Here is a 22,371-nt window from a genome sequence, read left to right as displayed (position 1 = left end):
TTTGCTGTTATGCTTAATATCGATGAAAAAACACTGGCGGAGTTGCGCTCCGGTTTTAATCTGCCTGCAAAGCCTGAAGTTCTGGAGCACATCCAGAATGAACTCAATAGTGAAGAGCCTGAGTTAAATCGCGTTGCGAACATCATTTCACAAGATGTCGCAACATCGGCCGCGGTGCTAAAGGTGATTAATTCGCCGGCCTATGGGATGTCCAGGACGGTGTCTGACATTAAACAGGCGGTGATGTTTCTGGGGCTCAATAGCATCACACAGATTGTTACCGGGTACTTATTGAAAGAAGCGTTCGACCAGAGTCTTTGCTGTATTTCCTTAGAGCGCTTCTGGGACAATGCCATTGATATTTCGCAGATAGCCATGCTAATTGGTAAACGGGTGCGCGCGAACGTCCCCATTGAGAACTTGCAGTTGCTTGGTTTGTTTCATGATGCCGGAATACCGGCCATGGCAATGCGCTATGACAATTACAAAGAGGTCATGACACGCGCCATTCAGCGGCCCGAATATACTCTGGCCCATTATGAGGAGGAGCTGTATCCGACCAATCATGCGGTGGTGGGTTACTATCTTGCGAGCTCCTGGAATATCCCCAAATCCATGTGTCAGATTATCTTACGCCATCATGATCCGCAGTATCTGGAAGAAGAGCATGATGAGAGCGAACAACAGGCCTTTGCCATTCTTAAGCTGGCAGAAAACCTCGCGTTTGAAGGTAAATACTTTCGCAATTGTGCCGACTGGCATGCATTTAAAGATAAGATAATGATTGTCTTAAATATTCACGATGATGATTATGTGGATATTAAAGAAGATATTGAAGAGTTTTTGATTTCCGGGAATTAATTATTTCGAATTGCAAAACAAAAGGCGCCCTAAGGCGCCTTATCTGTAAATCTGAGTTTACAATTATAGACCAGCAGCTGCTTTAAGTGCTTCTGCTTTGTCGGTTGCTTCCCACGGGAATTCATTACGGCCGAAGTGACCGTATGCCGCAGTCGGCTGGTAGATTGGACGTTCAAGGTCCAGCATAGTGATCAGGCCGTAAGGACGCAGGTCGAAGTGGTCGCGGATCAATTCGATCAGACGCGCTTCTTCTAGTTTACCTGTGCCGAAGGTTTCAACACTGATAGACGTTGGCTCAGCAACACCAATTGCATAAGACACCTGGATTTCACATTTGTCCGCAAGGCCTGCTGCAACGATGTTCTTAGCAACATAACGTGCTGCATAAGCGGCTGAGCGGTCAACTTTTGATGGATCTTTACCTGAGAATGCACCACCACCGTGACGTGCCATACCACCGTATGTATCTACGATGATTTTACGGCCAGTCAGACCACAGTCACCCATTGGACCACCGATAACGAAACGGCCAGTTGGGTTGATGAAAAACTTGGTTGCTTCAGTGATTAGCTCAGCGGGCAGTACTGGTTTGATGATGGTTTCCATCACCGCTTCAACCAGATCATCCTGAGAAACTGAATCACAGTGCTGCGTTGACAGAACAACTGCGTCAATACCCACTGCTTTGCCATTTTCATAGGCAAATGTTACCTGTGACTTAGCGTCTGGACGCAACCAAGGCAGAGTACCATCTTTACGCACCTGTGCCTGACGTTGAACCAGACGGTGTGAGTAAGTGATTGGTGCCGGCATTAATACGTCGGTTTCGTTACAGGCATAACCAAACATGAGACCCTGGTCACCCGCGCCTTGTTCTTCAGGACGAGTACGGTCAACACCCTGGTTGATGTCTGGTGATTGTTTACCAATGGTGTTCAGAATTGCACACGAGTCGGCGTCAAAACCCATATCTGAATGAGTGTAGCCAATTTCGCGTACCGTTTTACGCGTTAGTTCTTCAATATCAACCCAGGCGCTAGTGGTGATTTCACCACCGACCATCACCATGCCGGTTTTTACGTAAGTTTCACACGCAACACGTGCTTTTGGATCTTGCTCAAGGATAGCATCTAGTACCGCATCAGAGATCTGATCGGCGATTTTATCCGGATGACCCTCAGAAACAGATTCAGAAGTAAATAAATGTTTTGCCATTGTATTTATGCTCACAAATATTGCGCTTCACAAACAACAGGAATAGCGCGAAAAAATCAGAGCGATATATTATCGAAAACGCGCTCGGCTGCATAGCTTTTTTACGCCTAGACGTCTAATTTTAAACCTTTGCGAAAAACGCAGTAAAAAAGTCCCCAATGACGCTAAGATTTCATTGATTTTTAATTGCAGTGGTTACCCTAATAGGTAAGAATGGGGACCAATTTTCTAATCGAGTTACCTGCATTTCGGCGTGTCATGCATTGAATTGCCACACATTAAGGTAAACGTGACAACGTCGCCACACGGGTATATTAGGTACAGATTTGCCACTCAAATGACAAAAAAAGTAGGAGACTTCATGCCATCTCGCAAAGAACTTGCAAATGCCATACGCGTTCTGTCCATGGACGCAGTTCAAAAGGCCAAATCCGGTCACCCGGGTGCCCCAATGGGTATGGCCGATATCGCAGAGGTATTGTGGCGCGATTATTTAAAGCACAACCCAAATAACCCAGATTGGGTCGATCGTGACCGTTTTGTATTATCAAATGGCCATGGCTCCATGCTCATTTATTCTCTGTTGCATTTGTCTGGTTATGATCTGTCGATCGATGAACTGAAAAACTTCCGCCAGATGCATTCCAAAACGCCTGGCCACCCTGAGTATGGTTATGCTCCAGGTATCGAAACCACGACTGGACCTCTGGGCCAGGGTATCACCAATGCGGTAGGTATGGCGATTGCCGAAAAAGCACTGGCAGCACAGTTTAACCGCGATGAATACGACATCGTGAACCACTACACGTATGCCTTTTTAGGCGATGGCTGTTTGATGGAAGGTATTTCTCACGAAGCGTGTTCTTTGGCAGGCACTCTGGGCCTGGGCAAGCTTATCGCATTTTGGGATGACAACGGCATTTCTATTGACGGTGAAGTGGAAGGCTGGTTTAGCGACGATACACCAAAACGTTTCGAAGCATATGGCTGGCATGTGATTGCAGATGTAGACGGTCATGACAGCGAGGCGATCACGGCTGCAATCGAAGCGGCGCGCGCTGAATCAGATAAGCCAACCCTGATCTGCTGTAAGACAGTCATTGGTTACGGCTCGCCAAACAAGTCGGGTAGCCATGATTGTCACGGTGCACCGCTGGGTGACGACGAGATTAAAGCGGCACGCGAATTCCTGGGCTGGGAGCACGAAGCATTTGATATTCCAGAGTCAGTGTACGCTAAATGGGATGCTGCGGCGCACGGTCAACAAATTCAGAGCGAATGGCTGGTTAAATTCACTGAGTACCAGATGCATTACCCTGAACTGGCGGCAGAGTTTGAACGTCGTACCAAAGGCGAGTTACCTGCTGACTGGGCACAGAAAAGTGCAGAGTACATTGCACAGTTACAGGCTAACCCAGCCAATCCGGCGACCCGTAAAGCGTCACAAAATGCATTGAATGCGTTTGGTCCATTGCTACCTGAATTTATGGGTGGTTCTGCGGACCTGGCGGGTTCAAACCTGACTTTGTGGGACGGCTCTAAAGGTCTGAGCGCTGACGATGCGTCAGGTAACTACATCTTCTATGGTGTACGTGAATTCGGCATGTCAGCCATCATGAATGGTATTGCTTTGCACAAAGGCTTCATTCCTTACGGTGCGACCTTCCTGATGTTCATGGAATACGCGCGTAACGCAGTGCGTATGGCTGCATTGATGAAGCAACCAAGTATTTTCGTTTACACTCACGATTCAATCGGTCTGGGTGAAGATGGCCCGACACACCAGCCGGTGGAGCAGCTTGCAAGCATGCGCATGACACCAAATCTGGTTAACTGGCGTCCGTGTGACCAGGTTGAATCTGCGGTTGCCTGGCAGCAAGCTATTGAACGTAAAGATGGTCCTACGTCACTGGTATTTACCCGTCAGGGGCTTGAGCAACAGGCGCGTAGTGACGAGCAGGTAGCAGCCATTAAGCAAGGTGGTTATGTGCTGAGCTGTGACGGTGAGCCTGAGCTTATCCTGATTGCAACTGGTTCAGAAGTTCAGTTGGCTGTAGAAGCAGCAGCTCAGCTTCGTGACAGTGGCAAGCGCGTACGTGTTGTGTCTATGCCATCTACCGATGCGTTCGATGCACAATCTTCTGAGTATAAAGAGTCAGTATTGCCAGCTGCCGTGACACGTCGTGTTGCGATTGAAGCGGGTATCGAAGACTACTGGTACAAGTATGTAGGCCTGAATGGTGCAGTAGTGGGCATGAGTACTTTTGGTGAGTCAGCGCCTGCGGCTGAGCTGTTCAAGCATTTTGGCTTCACGGTTGAGAATGTGGTTGCTAAGGCGAATGCCTTGTTCAACTAAGCTCAAACGCTAGCATTGAAAAAGCCGTTTAAGGAAACTTAAACGGCTTTTTTGTGGCTTAAAAAAGCCCCTTTAATACTTCTTCAGGGGTAAATTGTATGGTTACTGCAGCGTTGAGCGCCAGTTCGCTTTCGTCCCGGTTGTACCAGTCGGCATGCAGATAAGTGCCTTCGAGCGTCACAAAGACATACTGAAATGGCTGATACTCGGTACTCAGGCTTAGTCCATAATTGCTGCTGGTTTGTTCGTACAGGGTACCGCTCAGGCAGTTCTGCTGACAGTGACTGCGATGGTCATCCGGGTTGTAACTGACTTCCAGGTTGCCGCGTTGGTAAAACAAGCTGCCATACAACAGCCATTGTGGCGTCAGTCGATATCCACTGATCCAGGCAATATCGTAGAGGGCTAAACTCTGTGAGTAATGGTTGCCCTGGTCATCGTTTCCTTCGCCATTCCCCGAGGCATGGTAAGCCACTGAAATCGCATGAGAGATATTGCCAGGTTTGGCCTCTTCGCGCGATTCCCCTGACAGTTGGTATTTCAGGCCGTAACCGAATGTCGGAGACGATGGGCTGACCTCAGCATTGAATTCAAATCCGTGACTTAGGGTGATATCAGCCCCAAGGTATAGGTCTTCTTCGTCATGGATTGGTTCACCTGTGTCTCTGGGTATCACATTGGTTTTGTTTGTTCCAAGCTTATAGTTGATGATAAGTGGTGTATTAGCAACCTCTGGCGCATCAAAGCGTGCCAGATGAGAGTGTACTGCGGGTGGTGTAGAACAGGCACTTAGCAACGCGCTGGCAATGAGCGCAATTGAGGGGGTTATTTTTTTCATACTGTGTTGTTAAAACCGATAGCCTACATTCAAGTTTGCAGAAGATTCAGACTTGGTTCTGTCAAACCAGTCTGCCTGGTGCAAGGTTGCTTCAAGCGTACCAAATACGTTGCGTGTGAAAGCATATTCCAGTGCGACACTGACGCCATAGTTTTTACCGTCACTGTTGATGGGATCCGTTTTGCACCCGGTTGTGCAGAGGCTAGGGTCTTTGATGTAATAGCGACCATCAATCTCGCCATCCTGATAAAACACGCTGCCATATACTAAGAGGTCGGGGGTGAGTCGATAGCCACTGATCAGTGCCACATCAATGGCGTTTTTATCAAATTCCCAATGGGACTTATTATACTCCTGAAAGCCGACAAAGTTGCCAGCTTCTACCCCGGAGTCATCGCCACTGACATAACCAATACTCATAGCAAGAGAGATATCGCCGCTACTGGCCTCCTCGCGGCCTTTGCCATAGAACTGGTATTTGAGGCTATACTTGCCTTCTCCGCCGGCTGCCCAGCCAAACTCGAAGCCGTGACCCAAAGACAGTTCTGCAGCAGCGCGCAAATGTGAATCTTCAGTCACTTCATGGTTTGCGTTCAACGCAACCACATTGGAAGTATCGGTGCCTAGCGACATACTGAGCTTAAATGGGGCTTTATTCACTTCGGGACTATGAAAGCGCGCCATACTGTTTAGAGATTCAGGGCTGGAGTAGCAGCCACCAAGTAAAGTTGATAAAGCGATAAGAGAGAGTGTTTTTTTCATTATTTTTTACTCCATTAAAAACCGCATCAGTTTGCAGGATTGTCCCTTAAATTACAACTGTAGATACCAGATACCAGATACCAGATACCAGATACCAGATACCAGATACCGGTAGTGGCGACTGTGGTGGCGGGGACTTCAATGAGGAAGAGCTATTCATCTCAAGCATCAAAAGTGATCGCTTGTTACTGACAGACTTAAAAGCATCAGTGAGTGGCCATACTGAGGATCTAAATTGGTATGATGTCCGCGTTAAAAACAAAGGCCCGCTCATTGAGCGGGCCTTTTACTTTGACTATCTCGGGTTATCAGACTCTGAACTGGTCAACAGACTGTCTCAGCTCTTCGGCTAGCTTGGCCACTTCTGAGCTTGAAATAGAGGTCTGGTTCGCGCCTTCAGCCGTTTGTTCGGCGATGGTCACAATGGATTCAAGACGTTCACTGATCTCCTGAGAGACTTGTTGCTGTTCATTAGCCGCGTTGGCAATTTCTTCACTCACGTCATGTGCACGAGACACGGCATCCGTGATTGAATTAAGTGCTTCATTGGCCACATCGCTTTGATGGACACAGGATTCAGCCTGTTGCTGGCCTTTCGACATCGCGCTGACGGCTTCTTCTGCACCGCTTTGCAACGACTCGATCATCGCCTGGATTTCTTGTGTCGATTCCTGTGTTTTGCTGGCCAGGGAACGGACTTCGTCGGCAACTACCGCAAATCCACGACCCTGTTCACCGGCACGCGCCGCTTCGATGGCGGCATTCAGTGCAAGCAGGTTAGTTTGTTCTGCAATACCGCGGATCACATCCAGGATACCGCCAATCGCTGAGCTGTCCTGATGTAGCTTGTTGATTACTTCGGACACCGCTTCGACTTCATGAGCCAGCTGTTCAATGGTGTGTTTGTTATCCTGAGAAATACCCTTAACGCGCTCGGCCTCTTTATCGGCATTCTTGATTTCCTGCAACGCCTGATGGGCACTGTTGCTTACACCATGGGCTGTGCTGCTCATCTCTGTGGTTGCAGTGGCGGCTTGCTCAACCTGAGATTGCTGACTCTTAATCGCCTGGCTCGACTCAATGGTAATGGCTGAGGTCTCTTCTGAGGCTGCAGCGAGCTGAGTTGAGCGGGATACGATACCCGTGATCAATTCGCGCAAACTGGCAATGAGGCTGTTGCAGCTGCGCGCCAGCTCACCAAACTCATCTTTTGCTGAGTCATCCAGTGTCTGGGTCATGTCGCCACGTGCGACGATATTTAAGACGCGATTAACTTCAGACAATGGTTTAGTGATACGACTGACAGTGAGGTAAGCGATGACAATTGCCAGCAAAGCAGCCATGATCATCCCAACCCAGGTCCACATATTTGCAGAGGTAACGTCTGCGCGTACTTCATCCTGAATATCAAACGCCAGTTGCTTTGATTGTGCAACCAGTTCACCAAGCTGTTTCAGTGCGGTATTGGTGGTCGCTTCTGCGGTGTCTAATTCTGTGCGGGTTGTTTGTCGTGCCGCGATTAGCTGACCTACATTGCTGGAAATGCCATTAGCGCCCTTTAGCTGAGTCAACAGGTCATCGTAGTATTGCTGTAAGTCGTCTACCAATGTGCTGTCGAGCTGAGCCACTGTCGCTGTCATTAAAGACATGTTGCGTTCCAGCTCCTCCAATACATAGGCTTGCTCCTTGTCAACGATGTCCAGCGTGTTGCGCTCTTTGATGGTCATCATATCTGTACTGGTTGTCACTGCAGAACTAAACAGGTTTTCTAATTTTGTTGCTGCCTGATAGGCGCGACTGTCATTATCCTGTAAGCCGTCTAGATCAAGGATATCTAGTACCACTGTAGTGGCATCCTCGGCGGCCATTTCTGTGTCTTCCAGTTGTTGTTTCAGTGTCTTTACCAACATGAGCTCGCGGGCCTTGTTACTCAACAAGTCCTGCACAGAGGTCGAGAATTGGTTAAAGCTCGATTCGACCTGGCGTTTGCTTTGTGCCAGACCCGGGTCTTGATCAACCACAGCACCTAACTCAGAAAAGGTTTTATTGAACGCTTGCTGACGCTCATTGAATTTTGCCTTAAGCGAGTTCAGTTCATCGGGTGATTGCGTAAAGTAACTCCCCTGGGCGAGCTTACTCATTTGAGTGAACTCAATTTGTAACGCAGCACTGCTGTCCAGAGCGGGCAATGAAAGCGAATTAACCAGTCTTGTGGAATTATCTATATTGGCGATCCTTAGCAGCGAGTTTCCTCCGATCATCAACAGGAGTAGAGTGATTATAATAAAACCACCCCAGATACGTTGGCTTACAGTCAAATTCATACGGGTACCATCAAATTAAAGCTGAATGAATGCTTATCGGATTTATTGCGCGATAGTTAAGTATTTTATAGCAGATGTGAATTCAAAATTCAGTAAAATCGGCTGAGAAACAGTTAATTGCTCGAAATTTGCTCATTTGCGTCTAAATCAAGCAGGGTCATCGGTCCTCCCCATACACAACCTGTATCTAAAGCAGTGACATTGGGGACTTTTGTGATCCCTTGCAAGGCTGCCCAGTGCCCAAAAAGGTAACGGTTAGCATCGTTTTGGAAACGCGGATGCGTAAACCAGGGACGTAATTCACCGGCATCATCGAGCGTGCCTTTATTGTCAAAATCGAGATGCCACTGCGAAGTCAGGAAGCGCATCCGGGTAAAGACATTGACTATGGTATTAAATCGGCTTTGTTCGTCTGCATCAAGTAGCAGATGAGGCTCTTTACCGTACATCGCGGGCAGAAATTGGCCGGCCTCATCGCCCTGATATTTTTGTTGCGCCCAGCGACCCAATGACAGGGCTTGTTCAATCTCCCAATCAGGGTGAATTCCGGCATGAGAAATAAAGGTGCGATAGTTATCAAGATACACACACAGTGGCTGACGGCGCAAAAAGGTCAGGTAATCTGGTAATTGGGGGTGCTGGTATAGGGCGTCGAGCTTATCTTTAGGGTTGGGCGTTTTGCCAAGCAATACATTACAGATAAGGTGCAAATCGTGATTGCCGAGGGTGATAGTGACGCAATCCTGATGGCGAAACACAAAGTCGAGACAGCCGAGTGAATCCGGACCCCGGGCCACAATATCGCCGACCAGATAAAGATGGTCACGGGCTGGGTTGAAGGCCACTTCCTGCAACAGCTGCTTTAACGGTGCAAAGCAGCCTTGCAGATCACCGACCACATAGTTGGCCATTAGTGCAGGATATCCGGACGGCTCAGTCTGAATACCTGGATTGGTGCGCGAAATTCAGTGCCAAATTCATTGCGCATCACATAGTAGCCTTCCATTGTGCCAACAGGCGTATCTAACACTGCACCGCTGGTGTATTGGTAGCTTTCTCCCGGACGGATCGTCGGTTGTTCACCGACGACGCCATCACCTTCGACTTCGGTTTCTTTACCGTTGGCGTCGGTGATCAGCCAATAGCGGCTTTCCAGCTTGGCATTGCACAAGCTGTGATTTTTAATGGTGATGGTGTAGGCAAAGACATATTTGTCTTTTTCTGGCTGAGATTGGCCTTCAACATAGAAGGCTTCTACAGATACTTTGATCGGTGAGCCGATCTCACTCTTTGTTGTCATAGATCCAGTTTGCTATCTCAATAAATTGCGAAAGGGAAATATTTTCGGCACGTAAACCTGGGTCGATCCCAAGGTCACTCAGTTGCTCGGCAGTCATCAGGTTCGATAAACTGTTGCGCAATGTTTTACGTCTTTGATTAAAGGCTTCAAGACACACAGTGTTAAGCACTTTGGTGCTCTTAGCACTGCGTTGTTGCGCGTCTTTGGGGATCAACCTTACAACCGCAGAGTCAACTTTAGGTGCTGGTTTAAAGCACGTAGGAGGCACCTGGATCACCGGAATAGCATGACAATAATATTGTGTCATGACACTCAGGCGGCCATAGGCTTTACTGCCCGGTCCGGCAACCATACGATTTACCACTTCTTTTTGCAGCATGAAATGCATGTGCTCAACCTGATCTGCAAATTCAAATAAATGAAACAGCAGTGGTGTAGAGACATTATAGGGCAGGTTACCAAAAATCTTGAGCTTTTCGTCGCCTTTCAGCAGCGTAGAAAAGTCAAACTTCATGGCGTCGCCCTGATGTACCGTGAGCTTAGGTCCCATAAATGGGTGATGGATCAGGCGTTCTGCCAGATCGCGATCCAGTTCCACAACAGTTAGCTGGTCACTCAGCTCTACCACGGGCTCAGTGATGGCGCCTAAGCCTGGACCTATCTCTACCAGATTGTCTGTGGGCTTAGGATCGATGGCCGTCACAATCTTATCGATAATGTTGCTGTCGTTAAGGAAGTTTTGGCCGAAGCGTTTACGGGCTCGGTGGCCCAAATGTACTTTATCTGTCATGAACTCTGTGTTTTCTCGGTGGCGAGCTTAATTGCTTCGCGGATCGCTAATTCGAAACTACCGACTTCTGCGTTGCCACTGGCGGCAAGATCGAGTGCCGTGCCATGATCAACAGAAGTGCGGATGAAGGGCAATCCGAGTGTAATATTTACCGAATTGCCAAATCCTTTGTATTTTAACACAGGTAAGCCCTGATCGTGATACATTGCCAATACGGCATCGGTATTTTCGAGATATTTCGCCTGAAATAGCGTGTCTGCAGGGAGCGGGCCAACAAAATGCATGCCCTGCGCATTGAGCTCGGCCAACACCGGCTCTATGGTATCAATCTCTTCATTGCCCAGATGACCACCTTCACCAGCATGTGGGTTTAGCCCGCATACCAATACATTTGGCTGCTCAATCCCAAACTTGGTTTGCAAGTCCTGATAAAGAATATGTGCCACTTTCGTGAGTCGTTCATGGGTAATGGCTTTAGATACGTAAGCCAGCGGAATATGGGTTGTCACCAGCGCCACTCTCAGTCCTTCGGTGGCAAGCATCATCACTACATCAGGCGTATTGGACTGCTGTGCAAAATATTCCGTGTGACCACTGAAGGAAATGCCTGCACGATTAATAATTCCTTTGTGTACGGGCCCTGTTACAACGGCATCGAATGTGCCGTCCATATTTTTTTCAGAGGCGATACGTAAGGTATCCAAGACATATTGACCGTTGCGCTCGTTCAGCTCACCTGCGGTAACGTCACAGCCGCGGTCTACCTGAAGGTAATAAATACTGCCAGGCGGTGCAGCTACGGCTGGTGCATTAGGGTCAAACGGGATGAGCTTAATGGTCGTATTTAGCTCCCTGGCACGCTGTAGCATGATGTCTTTATCCACAACCGCGACCAGCTGTGCTGGCCAGTCGTGTTGTGCAAGTTTGATGACCAAATCAGGCCCTATCCCTGCCGGCTCGCCGGGGGTGATTGCGATTCTTAAACTCATCTTAGTTCTTCTATTAGTCGATTACTTCTATGTGCGCCTGCTCGCGCATTTCACGCATCCACTTAAAGCTCTCTTCTTTAAACTTACGACGAAACAGAAGTTGGTGGGCACGGTTCGCTTTCGCTTGCTCTGTTTTATCAGCAACACGCTTATCAAGCAACTGAACGATGTGCCAGCCAAAGGTACTTCTGAATGGCTCACTGATCTCATTTTGCTCCAGCGACATTAAGGCATCACGAAACGCGGGCACGTAAGTAGTCGGATCAGTCCAGTCATATTCACCGCCTTTTAGCGCCGAACCGGGATCTTCTGAGTGTTCTTTGGCCAGTTCAGCAAAGTCTGCATCGCCATTGCGTAGATCGGTCACAAAGCCTGCTAACATATCACGTGCTTTTTCTTCGCTGAGGATGATAGACGGCTTCACCAGGATATGACGAGAGCGCATTTCTACCCGCTCAACCACCTGGCGTCCGCGAATGTCTTGTACTTTAAGAATATGGAAACCGGCACCAGAGCGCAGCGGACCAATGATGTCATCTTTTTTCTTGCCTTTTACCGCTTCGGCAAACAGGGTGGGCATTTCATTGATGCCCATCCAGCCTAGCTGACCACCATCCAGTGCTTTAGCACCACTGGATGAGGCGATGGCGATACGCTTAAATTCGCGGCCCTCATTGAGAAACTCAATGACTTTTTCAGCACGCTCACGGGCGTCTTCGATGTCTTCCGGATTCGCTTTGCTTTCAACTTTGATCAGGATGTGGCCGATATCATATTCTTCCGACTGGCCAGTTTGTTGTGCCAAAATTTGTTGCAAATTAGCAATTTCCTGCGGGCTGATATAGATACGGCGGTCCACTGCGGCGCGCTGTACTTGCGAAACCATGATTTCAGTACGGATTTCTTCTCGGTAGGCCTGAAAGCTTTCGCCCGTGGCTTCGATTGAAATACGTAAATCGGCAATGTTACCGCCCTGATCTTTGGCCATGCTGGCCAGTGTCTGATCAAGCTGAGCATCAGAGATTTCCATGCCCATGCGTGCGGCCATTTGTTCCATCAACACCTGGTCAATGAGTTTTTCAATGGCCTGGATGCGCAGTACTTTATCTGATGGCAGCTCTGTGTTTTGTTGCTCTGCTTGTTCTTTCACGCGGTTAAGGATCTTGTCCACTTCACTTTTCAGTACCACACCGTCGTTAACCGTTGCGACTACTTTGTCCAGCTGGACACGCTCAGCCCAAACGGGTTGTGCCAGCGTCATACTTAAAATTGGAACTAATAATAGCTTTTTTAAATTCATAAGAGTCTTTGTTGTTAATTATTTAAAAAGAACGGTCTGCGGTAACCAAAGATACCCGAACGTAGTAACTGGCTAGCATCATATCTTGATTTGCTGCCTAACCCTTTTAACACAAAATTGATACCAAAGCTTGTGTCAAAAATTGCGTCATCACGCGAAATCGTTTGGTTAAGATCAGTTTGTATTTGACGTTTACCTGTTATGCGCACTGCCCAGCAGCATGATTCGTACTGCAGGCCGGCAAATACTTCAACGCTGCGGTTTGCCGTCATATCACGATGATAGCTGGCAACCAGCTGCCAGTTTTCGTCTATCGGTAAACTACTGAACAGACCGATTTGATCAATTTCGTATCCTGAGACATCACTTGCGTAGTGATGGTTCAATTGAACGAGTTTTTTATTGCTGCCTCGATAATCGAGCGTCATGTGAGACTGGATCAGCTCTTTTTCATCGGCATCATACTGTAAACCGGCTGAGAAATACCAACGCCGGTGCCAGTGCAGCATACTTTCGGCCGCAAACAAGGCGTTGTAGTTTTTACTGCCAAATTCCTGACTGTTTTGTGTCAGCAAATTGGGTTCCAAAGATTGCTCTGTGGGCTTAGCTGAGTCACTCAGATAGAGGATCTGTCCCATGCTGAAGTTAAAGCGTTCGCTGTTGTTGCTGTCGAATAATCGGGTCGTTGCGCCCAGTGTAAATTGGTTTGCCTGTGCGATAAAGTCGACACCGGAAAAGCGCTGCTCCCGGAACAGACCAAAAAAGTCGTCCTGCATTTTGATGGTGTCATACAAAGCGATACCGGACTGGTCTTTTCTGGGTGTATACAAATACTGGATCTGTGGTTCCAGCGTTTGTGTACCTTGTTGCAAAATAAAGTTAGTTGGCCGTTCCAGGTTTAGCTGGCCATGTAAGCGCAGTTTAGGGAGCGTACGGGAAACGGATTTCTTATATTGGGATTGTGAGAATGCCTCATCTCCGTCCTGCTCATAATAGGTGTGCATCAAACTCAGGTTAGATGCAAATGACCAGGCATAGGCGTTGTAGTCATAAGACACACTTGGCTCGATGTGAATTCGGGTTGCGTCTGTGACAGTCAGCTCATCGTTAGTAAAGTGGCTGATTTGGCCTGTGAGCCCCCAATTAAACCCTTGGTAGTTTTGCGTCACGTGGTTAACCGTGAGCTGGGGCAACACCGCGTAGGACTCAGTGTGATTACCCAGCACTTCGAAGTTTTGGATCTTCAGGTCAACGGCCCATTCATCCCCCAGATAGCTGAGCTGACCGGTACGGTAGAGCTGAGTGTCTGTTTCATTGGCGTATTGGGAGTCTAAATCTGAAATATAGGCATCATCACTGACATTGGTAATGTCAACACTGGCACGCCAGTTTTCATCGAAGTAGCTGTTTTGTGTCCAGTTGACTAAATACCGCTCATCAAGTTGTTTGGCAGAGTCGTCCTGCTCCAAAAACTCTATGGCCAGCTGGCCCTGGTGATGTTTGGTCAGGTAACGAAATTCCGAAATCAGCTGAGTGCCTTTTTTAGACATATAGCGAGGTGTGATGGTTGCGTCATAATTTGGTGCCAAGTTTAAATAGTATGGCACAGCCACCCCTAAGCCTCGACGACTGGAGCTGCTAATCGTCGGCGTGAGCACACCGGATTTACGGCGATTGTCTATGGGAAATGTAAAGTAGGGCACATAGACAACCGGCGTATCTAATATTTTGAGAATAGTATGATGCGTTTCTCCCCAGCCACTGTCACGATTCATGACGATACTACTGGCCTCGATTGACCAAAAAGGGGTTTCTCCGGGACAGGTGGTAAAGCTGGAATTGAGCAAATCAACCTGACTGGCGGTGGCATGCAGTTTTTCGGCGCTGCCATGACCATTTTGTTGGGTCAGCCAATAATCTGCACCGAGCAGGCTGAATTCGTACTCCTGGAGATTGGCAAACATACCAGTACTGTTAACCAGGGTATATTTATCCTGAAAAACGAGTGGGCCAGTGGCATTGAGTAGTCCCTGCTGTTTGTCTATCAGGGCAGCCTGAGCTGACAAGCTCATGATATTGGAGCTAATCACGACATTGCCACTGAATTCAGCACTGTCGACGCCCTGCAATTCAACATTGTCAGACTGAATATCGATAGCGCCATTGGGCAAATCAGCGATGGGTTGCCAGTTTTTAGGCTGAAAGTAGTCTTTACACTGAAGGCCATCAATGTTCGAATTAGCAAAAGTCGCTGTACTGATTAGGGGAAGCACGAAGAGGCCCCAAGCTTTGCTCATTTATCAACCTTGTTTGCCGAAATTCATTTTCAAGCCAGACATAATAAATGAAAAGCGTGTTAATTACAGTAGTTAAGAATAGGAAATAGTAAGAAAAATGACCCCAAGCCTGTCACCAGAGGTTGCGCTGAGAGCGCAGGCCCGCGCGGCCTTTTTGCACAATCATTATCATGTCTTACCGGAGCAGGTAACTGCCCTTGACGGAGACGCCAGTTTTCGTCGCTATTTTCGTGTCACACATCAGGGCAACTCATTTATTTTGCTTGATGTGGCCCCAGAAGTGGGTGACGTCACGGCATTTGTTGAGCTGAACACGATTTTTAGCCAGGGCAAAGTAAGGGTACCAAAGATTATTGCTGCAGATTGTGCGCTAGGGTTTGTGTTGTTAGAAGATCTGGGGGCTGAGCACCTGGCCGACCGGCTTACTGCAACGTCTGAGGTACAGGGGTACTATGAATCCCTGATTGATATGTTGCCTGACATTGCTCGTCTGCCAGCCAGCCCACATATGAAGCCCTATGATGCGGCCTTCATTGAAATGGAATTGGATATATTCAGCGAGTGGCTACTTACTAACTGGCTGAGCTTCGAACCGCAGAAGGCCTGGTACCAACATTGGACAGATCTGAAGCAGGCGCTGATCAAAAATATGCTGGCACAGACGCAGGTGACCATGCACCGGGATTTTCACAGTCGCAACCTGATGTGGCACGACCAGCAGTGGGTGGTGATAGATTATCAGGATGCGGTGCAGGGCCCGGTAACGTATGACGTGGTGTCCTTGCTTAAAGACTGTTATTACCGGTTACCTGAAGGGCAACTGGCCCATTTGCAACGCTATAGTTTTGACGTTTTGCGTGAAACCGGGCTGCTGCCACCACACAGTCATTTTGAGGAATACCAGAAGCAGCTGGCATTGACCGGGCTACAGCGTCATCTCAAGGCGGCTGGGATCTTTGCGCGATTATATTTACGAGATGGCAAGCCCGGTTATTTACATAACATTCTGCCAACTTTGCAATACATTCTGGACACTGCAAAGTGTGTTGATGCATTTCAATGGCTTGCAACCAGTTTGCAATCCGAGATAATACCCCTGGTACAGGCTAAGCTGGAACAACAAAAATGAAAGCAATGATTTTGGCCGCGGGCCGGGGCAAGCGTATGATGCCGCTGACGGCGACTATGCCAAAGCCCTTGCTTGAGGTTGCAGGTAAGCCCTTGCTGGAATACCACATAAAACGGTTGGCTGACGCAGGCATTACCGACATCGTCATTAATCTGGCGTGGCAAGGCGAGAAAATACGTGATTACTTCGCTGATGGCAGTGCGTTTGGTGTGTCTATTCAATACAGTGATGAACCTGAAGGGGGGCTGGAAACGGCGGGGGGCATTGTCCGGGCTTTGCCTTTGTTGTGTGATGATGCAGACACCTTTGTTGTGATCAACGGCGACATTTATACGGATTATGCTGTGCATGACTTGTCTCGTTTGCACCTGTTACCAGGTGAAGCCCATCTGGTACTGGTGGAAAATCCACCTCATAACCCGGACGGAGATTTTCCTCTGGCCCATCAGAGCATCTCTACTCAGGCTTATACGTTTGCTGGTATTGGCTTGTATCATAAAGATTTCTTTAACCAAGTGACTGAACAGTTTGCCGCTCTGGGCCCTATGCTCAGAGCAGGCCTGGCGCAGGGCAGCATCTCAACGGAACTTTATTTGGGGCAATGGCACGATATTGGCACGCCAGAGCGGTTAGTTGAGATCAACAACGCAGTGGAGCACACATATGTGGGGTAAGTTGTTGGGGGCAGGTTTCGGCTTTATGTTTGGCAAATGGCTGGGCGCTATTCTCGGCTTTTATCTGGGTCATTTGTTCGACAAAAGCCTGAAGCAGGACTTTGACAAAGTGGGTGGATTTCAGGGCTTTTTAAATGGTGACGATCTCAGTGAACGCCAGGCGCTGTTTTTTTCCAGCTGCTTTTCTGTCATGGGCCATATTGCAAAGTCAAATGGCAGAGTCAGTGAGGTACATATTCGCGCGGCAACGGCCTTTATGGATGAAATGGCATTGGCGGGTGATGATCGACGCGAAGCACAGCATGCCTTCAGAGCGGGCAAAGAAGCAGATTTTTCGGTGAAAGATGCGGTGCGGGAAGTCAGAGAGGCCTTTGCCAGGCGTTATGACTTATTGCAGTTGTTTCTGGAAATTCAAATTCAGATGGCGTTTTCGGATGGCCATGTATCTGAGCAGGAGCAGGCGCTGCTGCGTGAAGTGAGCAAGTATCTGGGGATTTCTCCGACTCAGTTTAACTTCTTGTTACGGCGCTATCAGGCCGAGTATCGTTTTCGTCAGCAGCGTGCTCAATGGCAATCACAACAATCACAGCAGCGTCAGAGTGGGGGTCAGCAAAGACAGCAGCGTGATTCTGCACGTGAACCTCAATCATCAGCCGTATCACGCAGCGAAGCGCTTGCGGTATTGGGTCTCAGTGATGGCGCATCAGACAAGGACATCAAACGTGCGTATCGCAAACTGATGGCGCAACACCATCCTGACAAGTTGGTTTCTCAGGGTCTGCCCGAGCATATGATGGAAATTGCCAAGCGAAAAAGCCAGAGTATTCAGTCAGCGTATGAACTACTGAAACAAAAACGCAGTAGTTAACTCAGCCTTTAATTCAGACTAAAGCCGGCGTAAAAACCCGGTTAGTTCTTTACGCAGTCGCTGATGCTGTAAAGGCTGATGCTGCTCTCCAAAAAGCTCCCTTTGACGATAATCGAGCTTGCTGTTACGTCTGGCCCAACGGCGGCGATCGTCAATGGTTTCCAAAACCAGGGGACTGTCGAATGTGTAAAAGACATCCAGCAGGGCTGGCGCGACCAGTGACAAACTGGCTGGTAAGTGGCTGTTGCGTTGTGCATTGGCTAGCTGAGCGCTCACGGTGACTAGCGCATCAACCCGAACGCTTGGTAAAGTGGCCAGATACTCCGCAAACAGGCCTGCACTGTTGCCAAATGCTACTATGGCAATGTGTTCCTGCTGACGCAGCGCCAGGGTTTTGTAGAGGGCTTCAAAGCGGGCAATCAAAGCGGCTTTGTAATTGTCTAGGGCTAGTTCACTGAGCACCGGGATCGCCGAACTTTTCACTTCATTGGGCTGCGCGTCAATGAGATCCGCTGCAAGGTCACCGTTGCTTGTGAGATCGGGGACCGGCAAGGTATATGTATCGTAGCCATCATCCGTTAATGCCTGATGTAAGTAACTTAAGCCATTATTGTAGAGTTGGCTTTGCTCTAGTCCGGGCAACAAAACAATGATGCCACGTTTTGGTGCGGCCATATATTCTGAGAATAAAACGGAGATTTCCTGTTCTTCATCTTTAATCGTCAGTAGCTTTTCGCTGCTCAGCCAGTAGCGTAGATCGCTGTCAAATTGTGAGGACTTACTCGGTGGATTCTGTTGCTCTGCGGCCTGAGTCGGTGTCGTCACGACCAGGCTTAGCACCAGGCTGACTGTCAAAAAAAACCGGGAATAGTTAAGCATGTTTGCGCACCTTACCTTGCTAATGCCCTTGTATCGGCAATTTACCGCAAAGCTTGAGGACATTCTGGTTGTCACTATGTGCAGCGTCACAAAATTTCGGTAAACTCGTGCCGAAAAAATCGATGGAGAGTGCTTTGAGCAATAAAACTGACACCAAACGTGATTTTATCTGGTTGTTTTTTAAAGGGGCAGGTATGGGCGCCGCCGACGTCGTGCCGGGTGTATCCGGTGGCACCATTGCGTTTATTACCGGTATTTATGCCCGCCTGCTTGGGGCAATTAAAAGTGTCAACCTGGACGCCATTAAAACACTCAGAAGCAATGGATTAAAGGCCGCGTGGCAACATATAGACGGCACTTTTTTGGTGGTGTTATTTGCGGGTTTGCTGACCAGCGCCGCTTCTTTGGCGAAACTCATTACTTATTTACTTGAGCATCATCAGCTATTTGTCTGGTCGTTCTTTTTTGGCCTGATCATCGCGTCGTTTATTCATGTCGGTAAGCAAGTCTCTCGCTGGGACCTGCCGACCATCAGTGCGTGTCTGGCAGGTGCGGTCATTGCCTATGTGATCACTTCTTTGGCGCCTGCCGAAGCGGTGCCACAGACCTGGTATTATTTTGCCGCTGGCGCAATCGCAATTTGTGCCATGATTTTGCCCGGCATCTCCGGTAGTTTTATCTTATTATTACTGGGAATGTATGGTCATGTACTTAGCGCGGTCAATGAGATGCAGGTGATGTTGATCGCTTTGTTCTTGGGTGGATGTGTGGTTGGCCTGATGGCATTTTCACGTTTGTTGTCATGGTTACTTAGTCGCTTCGAGCAGGTCACCTTTGCCTTGCTATGTGGGTTTTTGCTTGGTTCACTGAACTTATTATGGCCCTGGAAGCAAGTGTTAACCACCTACACTAACTCCAAGGGGATAGAGAAGCCGTTAACGCAGGCCAATGTGTTGCCGGGAGAATTTGCTCGTCTATCTGGCCAGGAACCTTATGTTCTGAGTTGCGCTTTATTGGCTGTGGCGGGCTTAGCCCTGATCCTGATGATTGAGCGGATCAGTCGTAAAGACGCCTAGTTGGCACTGAACAGTGGTCAACTGATAAAATTTCATCATCTTATCATACGGGTGTGTGACAGTGGTTACACACCCGTTTTTTGTTGTCTGGCGGGAGAGAGCAACTCTAAGTAAGGCGGTGGGCTTAGACTTGTGTCGAATGCAGATGGAGCGAAAAGTGTGCTATCAAGTAGCCGCGCTCAAGTTAACCACGTTTTAACCCTGTTTCGGACCTGATAACACATGAAAAACTCGCTTTACGTTTTGCTCGCCTTAATCTTTATGCTCTGGCACCCGGCTGCGATGTCGGCTGCGGCCAACCACGTTGCAACACCCATCGATCTCACCTCGGCTGCCCTTGGCTGGATCTGTATCGCTATCTTTGTACTGGCTTATATTCTGGTCATGCTAGAAGAGAAGCTTCACATGCGTAAATCCAAACCTGTGCTGGTGGCGGCCGGACTGATCTGGATGCTGATCGGCGGCTACTATGTGATGCACGATATCCCTGAGCTGACTGAGCATGCTTTTCGGCATAATTTACTCGAGTTTTCAGAGTTGATGTTATTTCTGTTGGTGGCGATGACTTATATCAACGCCATGGAAGAGCGGCGCTTATTTGATGCCTTACGGGTATGGATGGTACGCCGCGGGTTTAACTTCAGAACGTTGTTTTGGCTCAGCGGTTTTCTGGCTTTTGTTATCTCGCCGATAGCGGATAATCTGACGACGGCCTTGTTAATGTGTGCGGTCGCCATGAAAGTGGGCCAGGGTGACAAAGAATTTATTAACCTCAGCTGCATTAATATTGTTGTGGCGGCGAACGCGGGTGGGGCATTCAGCCCATTCGGTGATATTACCACGCTGATGGTGTGGCAGGCCGGTATCGTGCATTTTGCTGAGTTCTTCTCTCTGTTTTTCCCGGCACTGGCCAATTACCTGGTGCCCGCTTTGATCATGAGCTTGTTCGTAAAGAATAAGAAGCCTGCGGCCAGTGATGAGCACATTGAGCTTAAGCGCGGTGCGCGGCGTATCATGGTGTTGTTTTTAGTGACCATTGCCACAGCGGTCTCTTGCCATAGTTTGTTACACCTGCCGCCGGTTCTGGGTATGATGATGGGGCTAGGGTATTTGCAGTTTTTTGGCTATTTTTTACGGAGCACTTTACCCAATTCATTGGACAGAAAGCGCGCTGAGGCAGAGCAGGCCGGCGATCAGGAACGTCTGAAAGCACTGGGCAATGTGGTGCCTTTTGATGTGTTTGCGAAAGTGTCACGCGCTGAGTGGGATACCTTGCTGTTTTTCTACGGCATTGTGATGTGTGTTGGCGGGCTGGGCTTTATGGGATATCTGAGCCTAATGTCAGAAGTGTTGTATGGTGACTGGTCTGCAACGGCCGCCAATGTGTTCTTAGGTGTGGTTTCGGCCGTGGTTGATAACATTCCGGTGATGTTTGCCGTACTATCAATGCAGCCTGAGATGTCCCATGGCCAGTGGTTATTGATCACGCTGACCGCCGGGGTGGGGGGCAGTCTGCTTTCCATTGGCTCGGCGGCGGGCGTGGCATTAATGGGACAAGCCAGAGGCTATTATACCTTCTTTGGTCACCTCAAATGGACGCCTGTGATAGCTTTGGGCTACGCTGCCAGTATCCTGGTGCACTTGTGGTTAAACGCCGAGTTATTTACGGTGTTTGACTAAGTACTCGGTGAGCACTTCATGTTGTGCCTTTATCCAGCGTGCGTCGACCGGCTTGGCGGCGCTGATCGCATGTGACAGGGGCACATCGTGTAGTGCTGTGCCTTGTTTGCCTATCATAATTCCAGTTCGGCTATCCATTACGGCATTGACGGCTTCCAGTCCCAGCTCTGTGGCCAGTAGCCGGTCTTCTGGTGCCGGGCTGCCGCCACGCTGAATATGACCAAGCACACAGACTGCACTGTCGATACCAGCCTGTTCAGCCAATTGTGCTTTGAGGGCCTGAGGTCCGCCGGGCCAGAGGTTTTCAGCCAATACAATCACAAAGCTGTCGTGGTTGTGTTGCTGTTGCACCTGGATTTGGTTTATCAGCCGATCCAGTTGTTGTCTGGTGTCGGCAGAATCACAATTTTCGAATGACAAGATAGCCTCTGCGCCGGTCGCCAGTCCGACATGAAAGGCAATATGGCCGCTATGTCTGCCCATGACTTCGACAATAAACACGCGCTCAAAGGCGTTTGCGGTGTCGCGGATCTTATCTATGGCATGGGTGGCGGTCGTGACCGCAGTGGCAAAACCTATGGTGTTGTCGGTGCCAGCCAGGTCATTGTCTATGGTCCCGGGCAGGCCGATAACCTGACCTTCCCAGTGGGCCTTAATCGCTTCAAGTCCCCTAAATGAGCCATCTCCTCCAATTACGATCAAAGCATCAATCTGGTGCTTTCTGAGTGTATTAACGGCTTGTTTTGGGCCTTGCGGTTCGCACATTGCGCGGCAACGGGCACTTTTTAAGATAGTGCCGCCAAATTGCAGGACATTGGCTACATCCCGGTGTGTCAGAGTTTGCCACTCATCGTTTAACAGGCCATTATAGCCATGGAAAAAGCCAATGCAGTCATACTGGTTGTGCTGAGCGCTGTGCACGATTGCACGGATAGCGGCATTCATCCCGGGCGCATCGCCCCCGCTGGTGAGTATTGCAATTTTGGTCATTCAGTTCCCTGTACTGTGGCTGAGCTATACACCTTGATTAATG

At 48.8% G+C, this 22,371-nt stretch carries 19 protein-coding genes; 7 read left to right on the top strand and 12 right to left on the bottom strand.

Annotated elements, in window-relative coordinates; genetic code table 11:
- The first annotated feature begins 9 nt into the window (after positions 1 to 9).
- Positions 10 to 861, top strand: a complete 852-nt coding sequence (locus PRUB_RS16860; RefSeq protein WP_010382627.1) for an HDOD domain-containing protein — start codon at positions 10 to 12, stop codon at positions 859 to 861.
- 63 nt (positions 862 to 924) lie between these two features.
- Here PRUB_RS16860 and metK read toward each other — a convergent pair whose 3' ends face one another.
- A complete protein-coding gene (gene metK / locus PRUB_RS16855; protein ID WP_010382626.1) occupies positions 925 to 2,076 on the bottom strand; it encodes a methionine adenosyltransferase in 1,152 nt (383 codons plus the stop codon).
- Between the two features lie 361 nt (positions 2,077 to 2,437).
- On the opposite strand from metK, the gene tkt reads away from it, so the two are divergent.
- Positions 2,438 to 4,432, top strand: coding sequence for a transketolase (tkt, locus tag PRUB_RS16850; protein ID WP_010382622.1), 1,995 nt, complete (start codon positions 2,438 to 2,440; stop codon positions 4,430 to 4,432).
- A 58-nt stretch (positions 4,433 to 4,490) separates the two neighbouring features.
- On the opposite strand, the gene PRUB_RS16845 is transcribed toward tkt, so the two are convergent.
- The 9 genes from PRUB_RS16845 to lptD all read right to left on the bottom strand — a co-directional run bounded on the left by PRUB_RS16845 (position 4,491) and on the right by lptD (position 15,032).
- Positions 4,491 to 5,270, bottom strand: coding sequence for a hypothetical protein (locus PRUB_RS16845; RefSeq protein WP_010382620.1), 780 nt, complete (start codon positions 5,268 to 5,270; stop codon positions 4,491 to 4,493).
- A 9-nt stretch (positions 5,271 to 5,279) separates the two neighbouring features.
- Positions 5,280 to 6,032: a hypothetical protein gene (locus PRUB_RS16840; RefSeq protein WP_010382618.1), complete on the bottom strand. Its 753-nt coding sequence runs from the start codon at positions 6,030 to 6,032 to the stop codon at positions 5,280 to 5,282.
- A gap of 308 nt (positions 6,033 to 6,340) precedes the next feature.
- Positions 6,341 to 8,356, bottom strand: coding sequence for a methyl-accepting chemotaxis protein (locus PRUB_RS16835; protein ID WP_010382616.1), 2,016 nt, complete (start codon positions 8,354 to 8,356; stop codon positions 6,341 to 6,343).
- A 113-nt stretch (positions 8,357 to 8,469) separates the two neighbouring features.
- Positions 8,470 to 9,267 (bottom strand): symmetrical bis(5'-nucleosyl)-tetraphosphatase, encoded by a 798-nt coding sequence (locus PRUB_RS16830; protein ID WP_010382614.1) that lies wholly within the window; start codon positions 9,265 to 9,267, stop codon positions 8,470 to 8,472.
- Positions 9,267 to 9,656 (bottom strand): Co2+/Mg2+ efflux protein ApaG, encoded by a 390-nt coding sequence (gene apaG, locus PRUB_RS16825; RefSeq protein WP_010382612.1) that lies wholly within the window; start codon positions 9,654 to 9,656, stop codon positions 9,267 to 9,269. Before apaG ends, PRUB_RS16830 begins: the two co-directional genes overlap by 1 nt.
- Positions 9,640 to 10,446, bottom strand: a complete 807-nt coding sequence (gene rsmA, locus PRUB_RS16820; protein ID WP_010382610.1) for a 16S rRNA (adenine(1518)-N(6)/adenine(1519)-N(6))-dimethyltransferase RsmA — start codon at positions 10,444 to 10,446, stop codon at positions 9,640 to 9,642. The genes apaG and rsmA overlap by 17 nt, the downstream gene beginning before the upstream one ends.
- On the bottom strand, positions 10,443 to 11,435 hold the full coding sequence (gene pdxA / locus PRUB_RS16815) for a 4-hydroxythreonine-4-phosphate dehydrogenase PdxA (RefSeq protein ID WP_010382609.1): 993 nt from the start codon (positions 11,433 to 11,435) through the stop codon (positions 10,443 to 10,445). The genes rsmA and pdxA overlap by 4 nt, the downstream gene beginning before the upstream one ends.
- Positions 11,436 to 11,448: 13 nt before the next feature.
- Entirely contained in the window at positions 11,449 to 12,735 is a 1,287-nt protein-coding gene (gene surA, locus PRUB_RS16810) for a peptidylprolyl isomerase SurA (protein WP_010382608.1), read from the bottom strand.
- A gap of 14 nt (positions 12,736 to 12,749) precedes the next feature.
- Positions 12,750 to 15,032 carry an LPS assembly protein LptD gene (lptD, locus tag PRUB_RS16805; protein ID WP_010382607.1) on the bottom strand — a complete coding sequence of 761 codons (2,283 nt, stop codon included), beginning with the start codon at positions 15,030 to 15,032 and terminating at the stop codon, positions 12,750 to 12,752.
- Positions 15,033 to 15,129: 97 nt separating this feature from the next.
- Here lptD and PRUB_RS16800 point away from each other — a divergent pair, with 97 nt between their 5' ends.
- From PRUB_RS16800 to djlA, 3 genes are read left to right on the top strand one after another with little or no spacing between them, the layout of a single operon-like run.
- Positions 15,130 to 16,161, top strand: a complete 1,032-nt coding sequence (locus PRUB_RS16800) for an aminoglycoside phosphotransferase family protein (protein ID WP_010382606.1) — start codon at positions 15,130 to 15,132, stop codon at positions 16,159 to 16,161.
- Positions 16,158 to 16,835 (top strand): N-acetylmuramate alpha-1-phosphate uridylyltransferase MurU, encoded by a 678-nt coding sequence (gene murU / locus PRUB_RS16795; protein WP_010382605.1) that lies wholly within the window; start codon positions 16,158 to 16,160, stop codon positions 16,833 to 16,835. Before PRUB_RS16800 ends, murU begins: the two co-directional genes overlap by 4 nt.
- Positions 16,825 to 17,703, top strand: coding sequence for a co-chaperone DjlA (djlA, locus tag PRUB_RS16790; protein WP_010382603.1), 879 nt, complete (start codon positions 16,825 to 16,827; stop codon positions 17,701 to 17,703). The genes murU and djlA overlap by 11 nt, the downstream gene beginning before the upstream one ends.
- An 18-nt stretch (positions 17,704 to 17,721) precedes the next feature.
- Here djlA and PRUB_RS16785 read toward each other — a convergent pair whose 3' ends face one another.
- Positions 17,722 to 18,582 carry a DUF3530 family protein gene (locus PRUB_RS16785; RefSeq protein ID WP_010382600.1) on the bottom strand — a complete coding sequence of 287 codons (861 nt, stop codon included), beginning with the start codon at positions 18,580 to 18,582 and terminating at the stop codon, positions 17,722 to 17,724.
- A gap of 122 nt (positions 18,583 to 18,704) precedes the next feature.
- Here PRUB_RS16785 and PRUB_RS16780 point away from each other — a divergent pair, with 122 nt between their 5' ends.
- Entirely contained in the window at positions 18,705 to 19,658 is a 954-nt protein-coding gene (locus PRUB_RS16780) for a polyprenyl-phosphate transporter (protein ID WP_040644642.1), read from the top strand.
- Between the two features lie 282 nt (positions 19,659 to 19,940).
- The gene (gene nhaD / locus PRUB_RS16775; RefSeq protein WP_040644652.1) at positions 19,941 to 21,338 is read left to right on the top strand and encodes a sodium:proton antiporter NhaD; all 1,398 of its coding nucleotides are present in this window, start codon (positions 19,941 to 19,943) and stop codon (positions 21,336 to 21,338) included.
- Here the strand turns inward: nhaD and PRUB_RS16770 are convergent.
- The gene (locus PRUB_RS16770; RefSeq protein WP_010382596.1) at positions 21,318 to 22,328 is read right to left on the bottom strand and encodes an ATP-dependent 6-phosphofructokinase; all 1,011 of its coding nucleotides are present in this window, start codon (positions 22,326 to 22,328) and stop codon (positions 21,318 to 21,320) included. The genes nhaD and PRUB_RS16770 overlap by 21 nt on opposite strands.
- Positions 22,329 to 22,371: the final 43 nt, after the last annotated feature.

It is taken from the genome of Pseudoalteromonas rubra (genome assembly GCF_000238295.3).
Classification (GTDB): domain Bacteria; phylum Pseudomonadota; class Gammaproteobacteria; order Enterobacterales; family Alteromonadaceae; genus Pseudoalteromonas; species Pseudoalteromonas rubra.
This window is presented reverse-complemented; position numbering and strand designations above follow the sequence as displayed.

Excerpts from the sequence above, each read along its gene's own strand:
- pdxA (WP_010382609.1), bottom strand. The coding sequence starts at position 11,435 with ATGAGTTTAAGAATCGCAATCACCCCCGGCGAGCCGGCAGGGATAGGG.
- rsmA (WP_010382610.1), bottom strand. The coding sequence starts at position 10,446 with ATGACAGATAAAGTACATTTGGGCCACCGAGCCCGTAAACGCTTCGGC.
- PRUB_RS16800 (WP_010382606.1), top strand. The coding sequence starts at position 15,130 with ATGACCCCAAGCCTGTCACCAGAGGTTGCGCTGAGAGCGCAGGCCCGC.
- surA (WP_010382608.1), bottom strand. The coding sequence starts at position 12,735 with ATGAATTTAAAAAAGCTATTATTAGTTCCAATTTTAAGTATGACGCTG.
- PRUB_RS16830 (WP_010382614.1), bottom strand. The coding sequence starts at position 9,267 with ATGGCCAACTATGTGGTCGGTGATCTGCAAGGCTGCTTTGCACCGTTA.
- PRUB_RS16785 (WP_010382600.1), bottom strand. The coding sequence starts at position 18,582 with ATGCTTAACTATTCCCGGTTTTTTTTGACAGTCAGCCTGGTGCTAAGC.
- djlA (WP_010382603.1), top strand. The coding sequence starts at position 16,825 with ATGTGGGGTAAGTTGTTGGGGGCAGGTTTCGGCTTTATGTTTGGCAAA.
- lptD (WP_010382607.1), bottom strand. The coding sequence starts at position 15,032 with ATGAGCAAAGCTTGGGGCCTCTTCGTGCTTCCCCTAATCAGTACAGCG.
- murU (WP_010382605.1), top strand. The coding sequence starts at position 16,158 with ATGAAAGCAATGATTTTGGCCGCGGGCCGGGGCAAGCGTATGATGCCG.
- PRUB_RS16835 (WP_010382616.1), bottom strand. The coding sequence starts at position 8,356 with ATGAATTTGACTGTAAGCCAACGTATCTGGGGTGGTTTTATTATAATC.
- nhaD (WP_040644652.1), top strand. The coding sequence starts at position 19,941 with ATGTCGGCTGCGGCCAACCACGTTGCAACACCCATCGATCTCACCTCG.
- metK (WP_010382626.1), bottom strand. The coding sequence starts at position 2,076 with ATGGCAAAACATTTATTTACTTCTGAATCTGTTTCTGAGGGTCATCCG.
- apaG (WP_010382612.1), bottom strand. The coding sequence starts at position 9,656 with ATGACAACAAAGAGTGAGATCGGCTCACCGATCAAAGTATCTGTAGAA.
- PRUB_RS16770 (WP_010382596.1), bottom strand. The coding sequence starts at position 22,328 with ATGACCAAAATTGCAATACTCACCAGCGGGGGCGATGCGCCCGGGATG.
- tkt (WP_010382622.1), top strand. The coding sequence starts at position 2,438 with ATGCCATCTCGCAAAGAACTTGCAAATGCCATACGCGTTCTGTCCATG.
- PRUB_RS16840 (WP_010382618.1), bottom strand. The coding sequence starts at position 6,032 with ATGAAAAAAACACTCTCTCTTATCGCTTTATCAACTTTACTTGGTGGC.
- PRUB_RS16860 (WP_010382627.1), top strand. The coding sequence starts at position 10 with ATGCTTAATATCGATGAAAAAACACTGGCGGAGTTGCGCTCCGGTTTT.
- PRUB_RS16845 (WP_010382620.1), bottom strand. The coding sequence starts at position 5,270 with ATGAAAAAAATAACCCCCTCAATTGCGCTCATTGCCAGCGCGTTGCTA.
- PRUB_RS16780 (WP_040644642.1), top strand. The coding sequence starts at position 18,705 with ATGGAGAGTGCTTTGAGCAATAAAACTGACACCAAACGTGATTTTATC.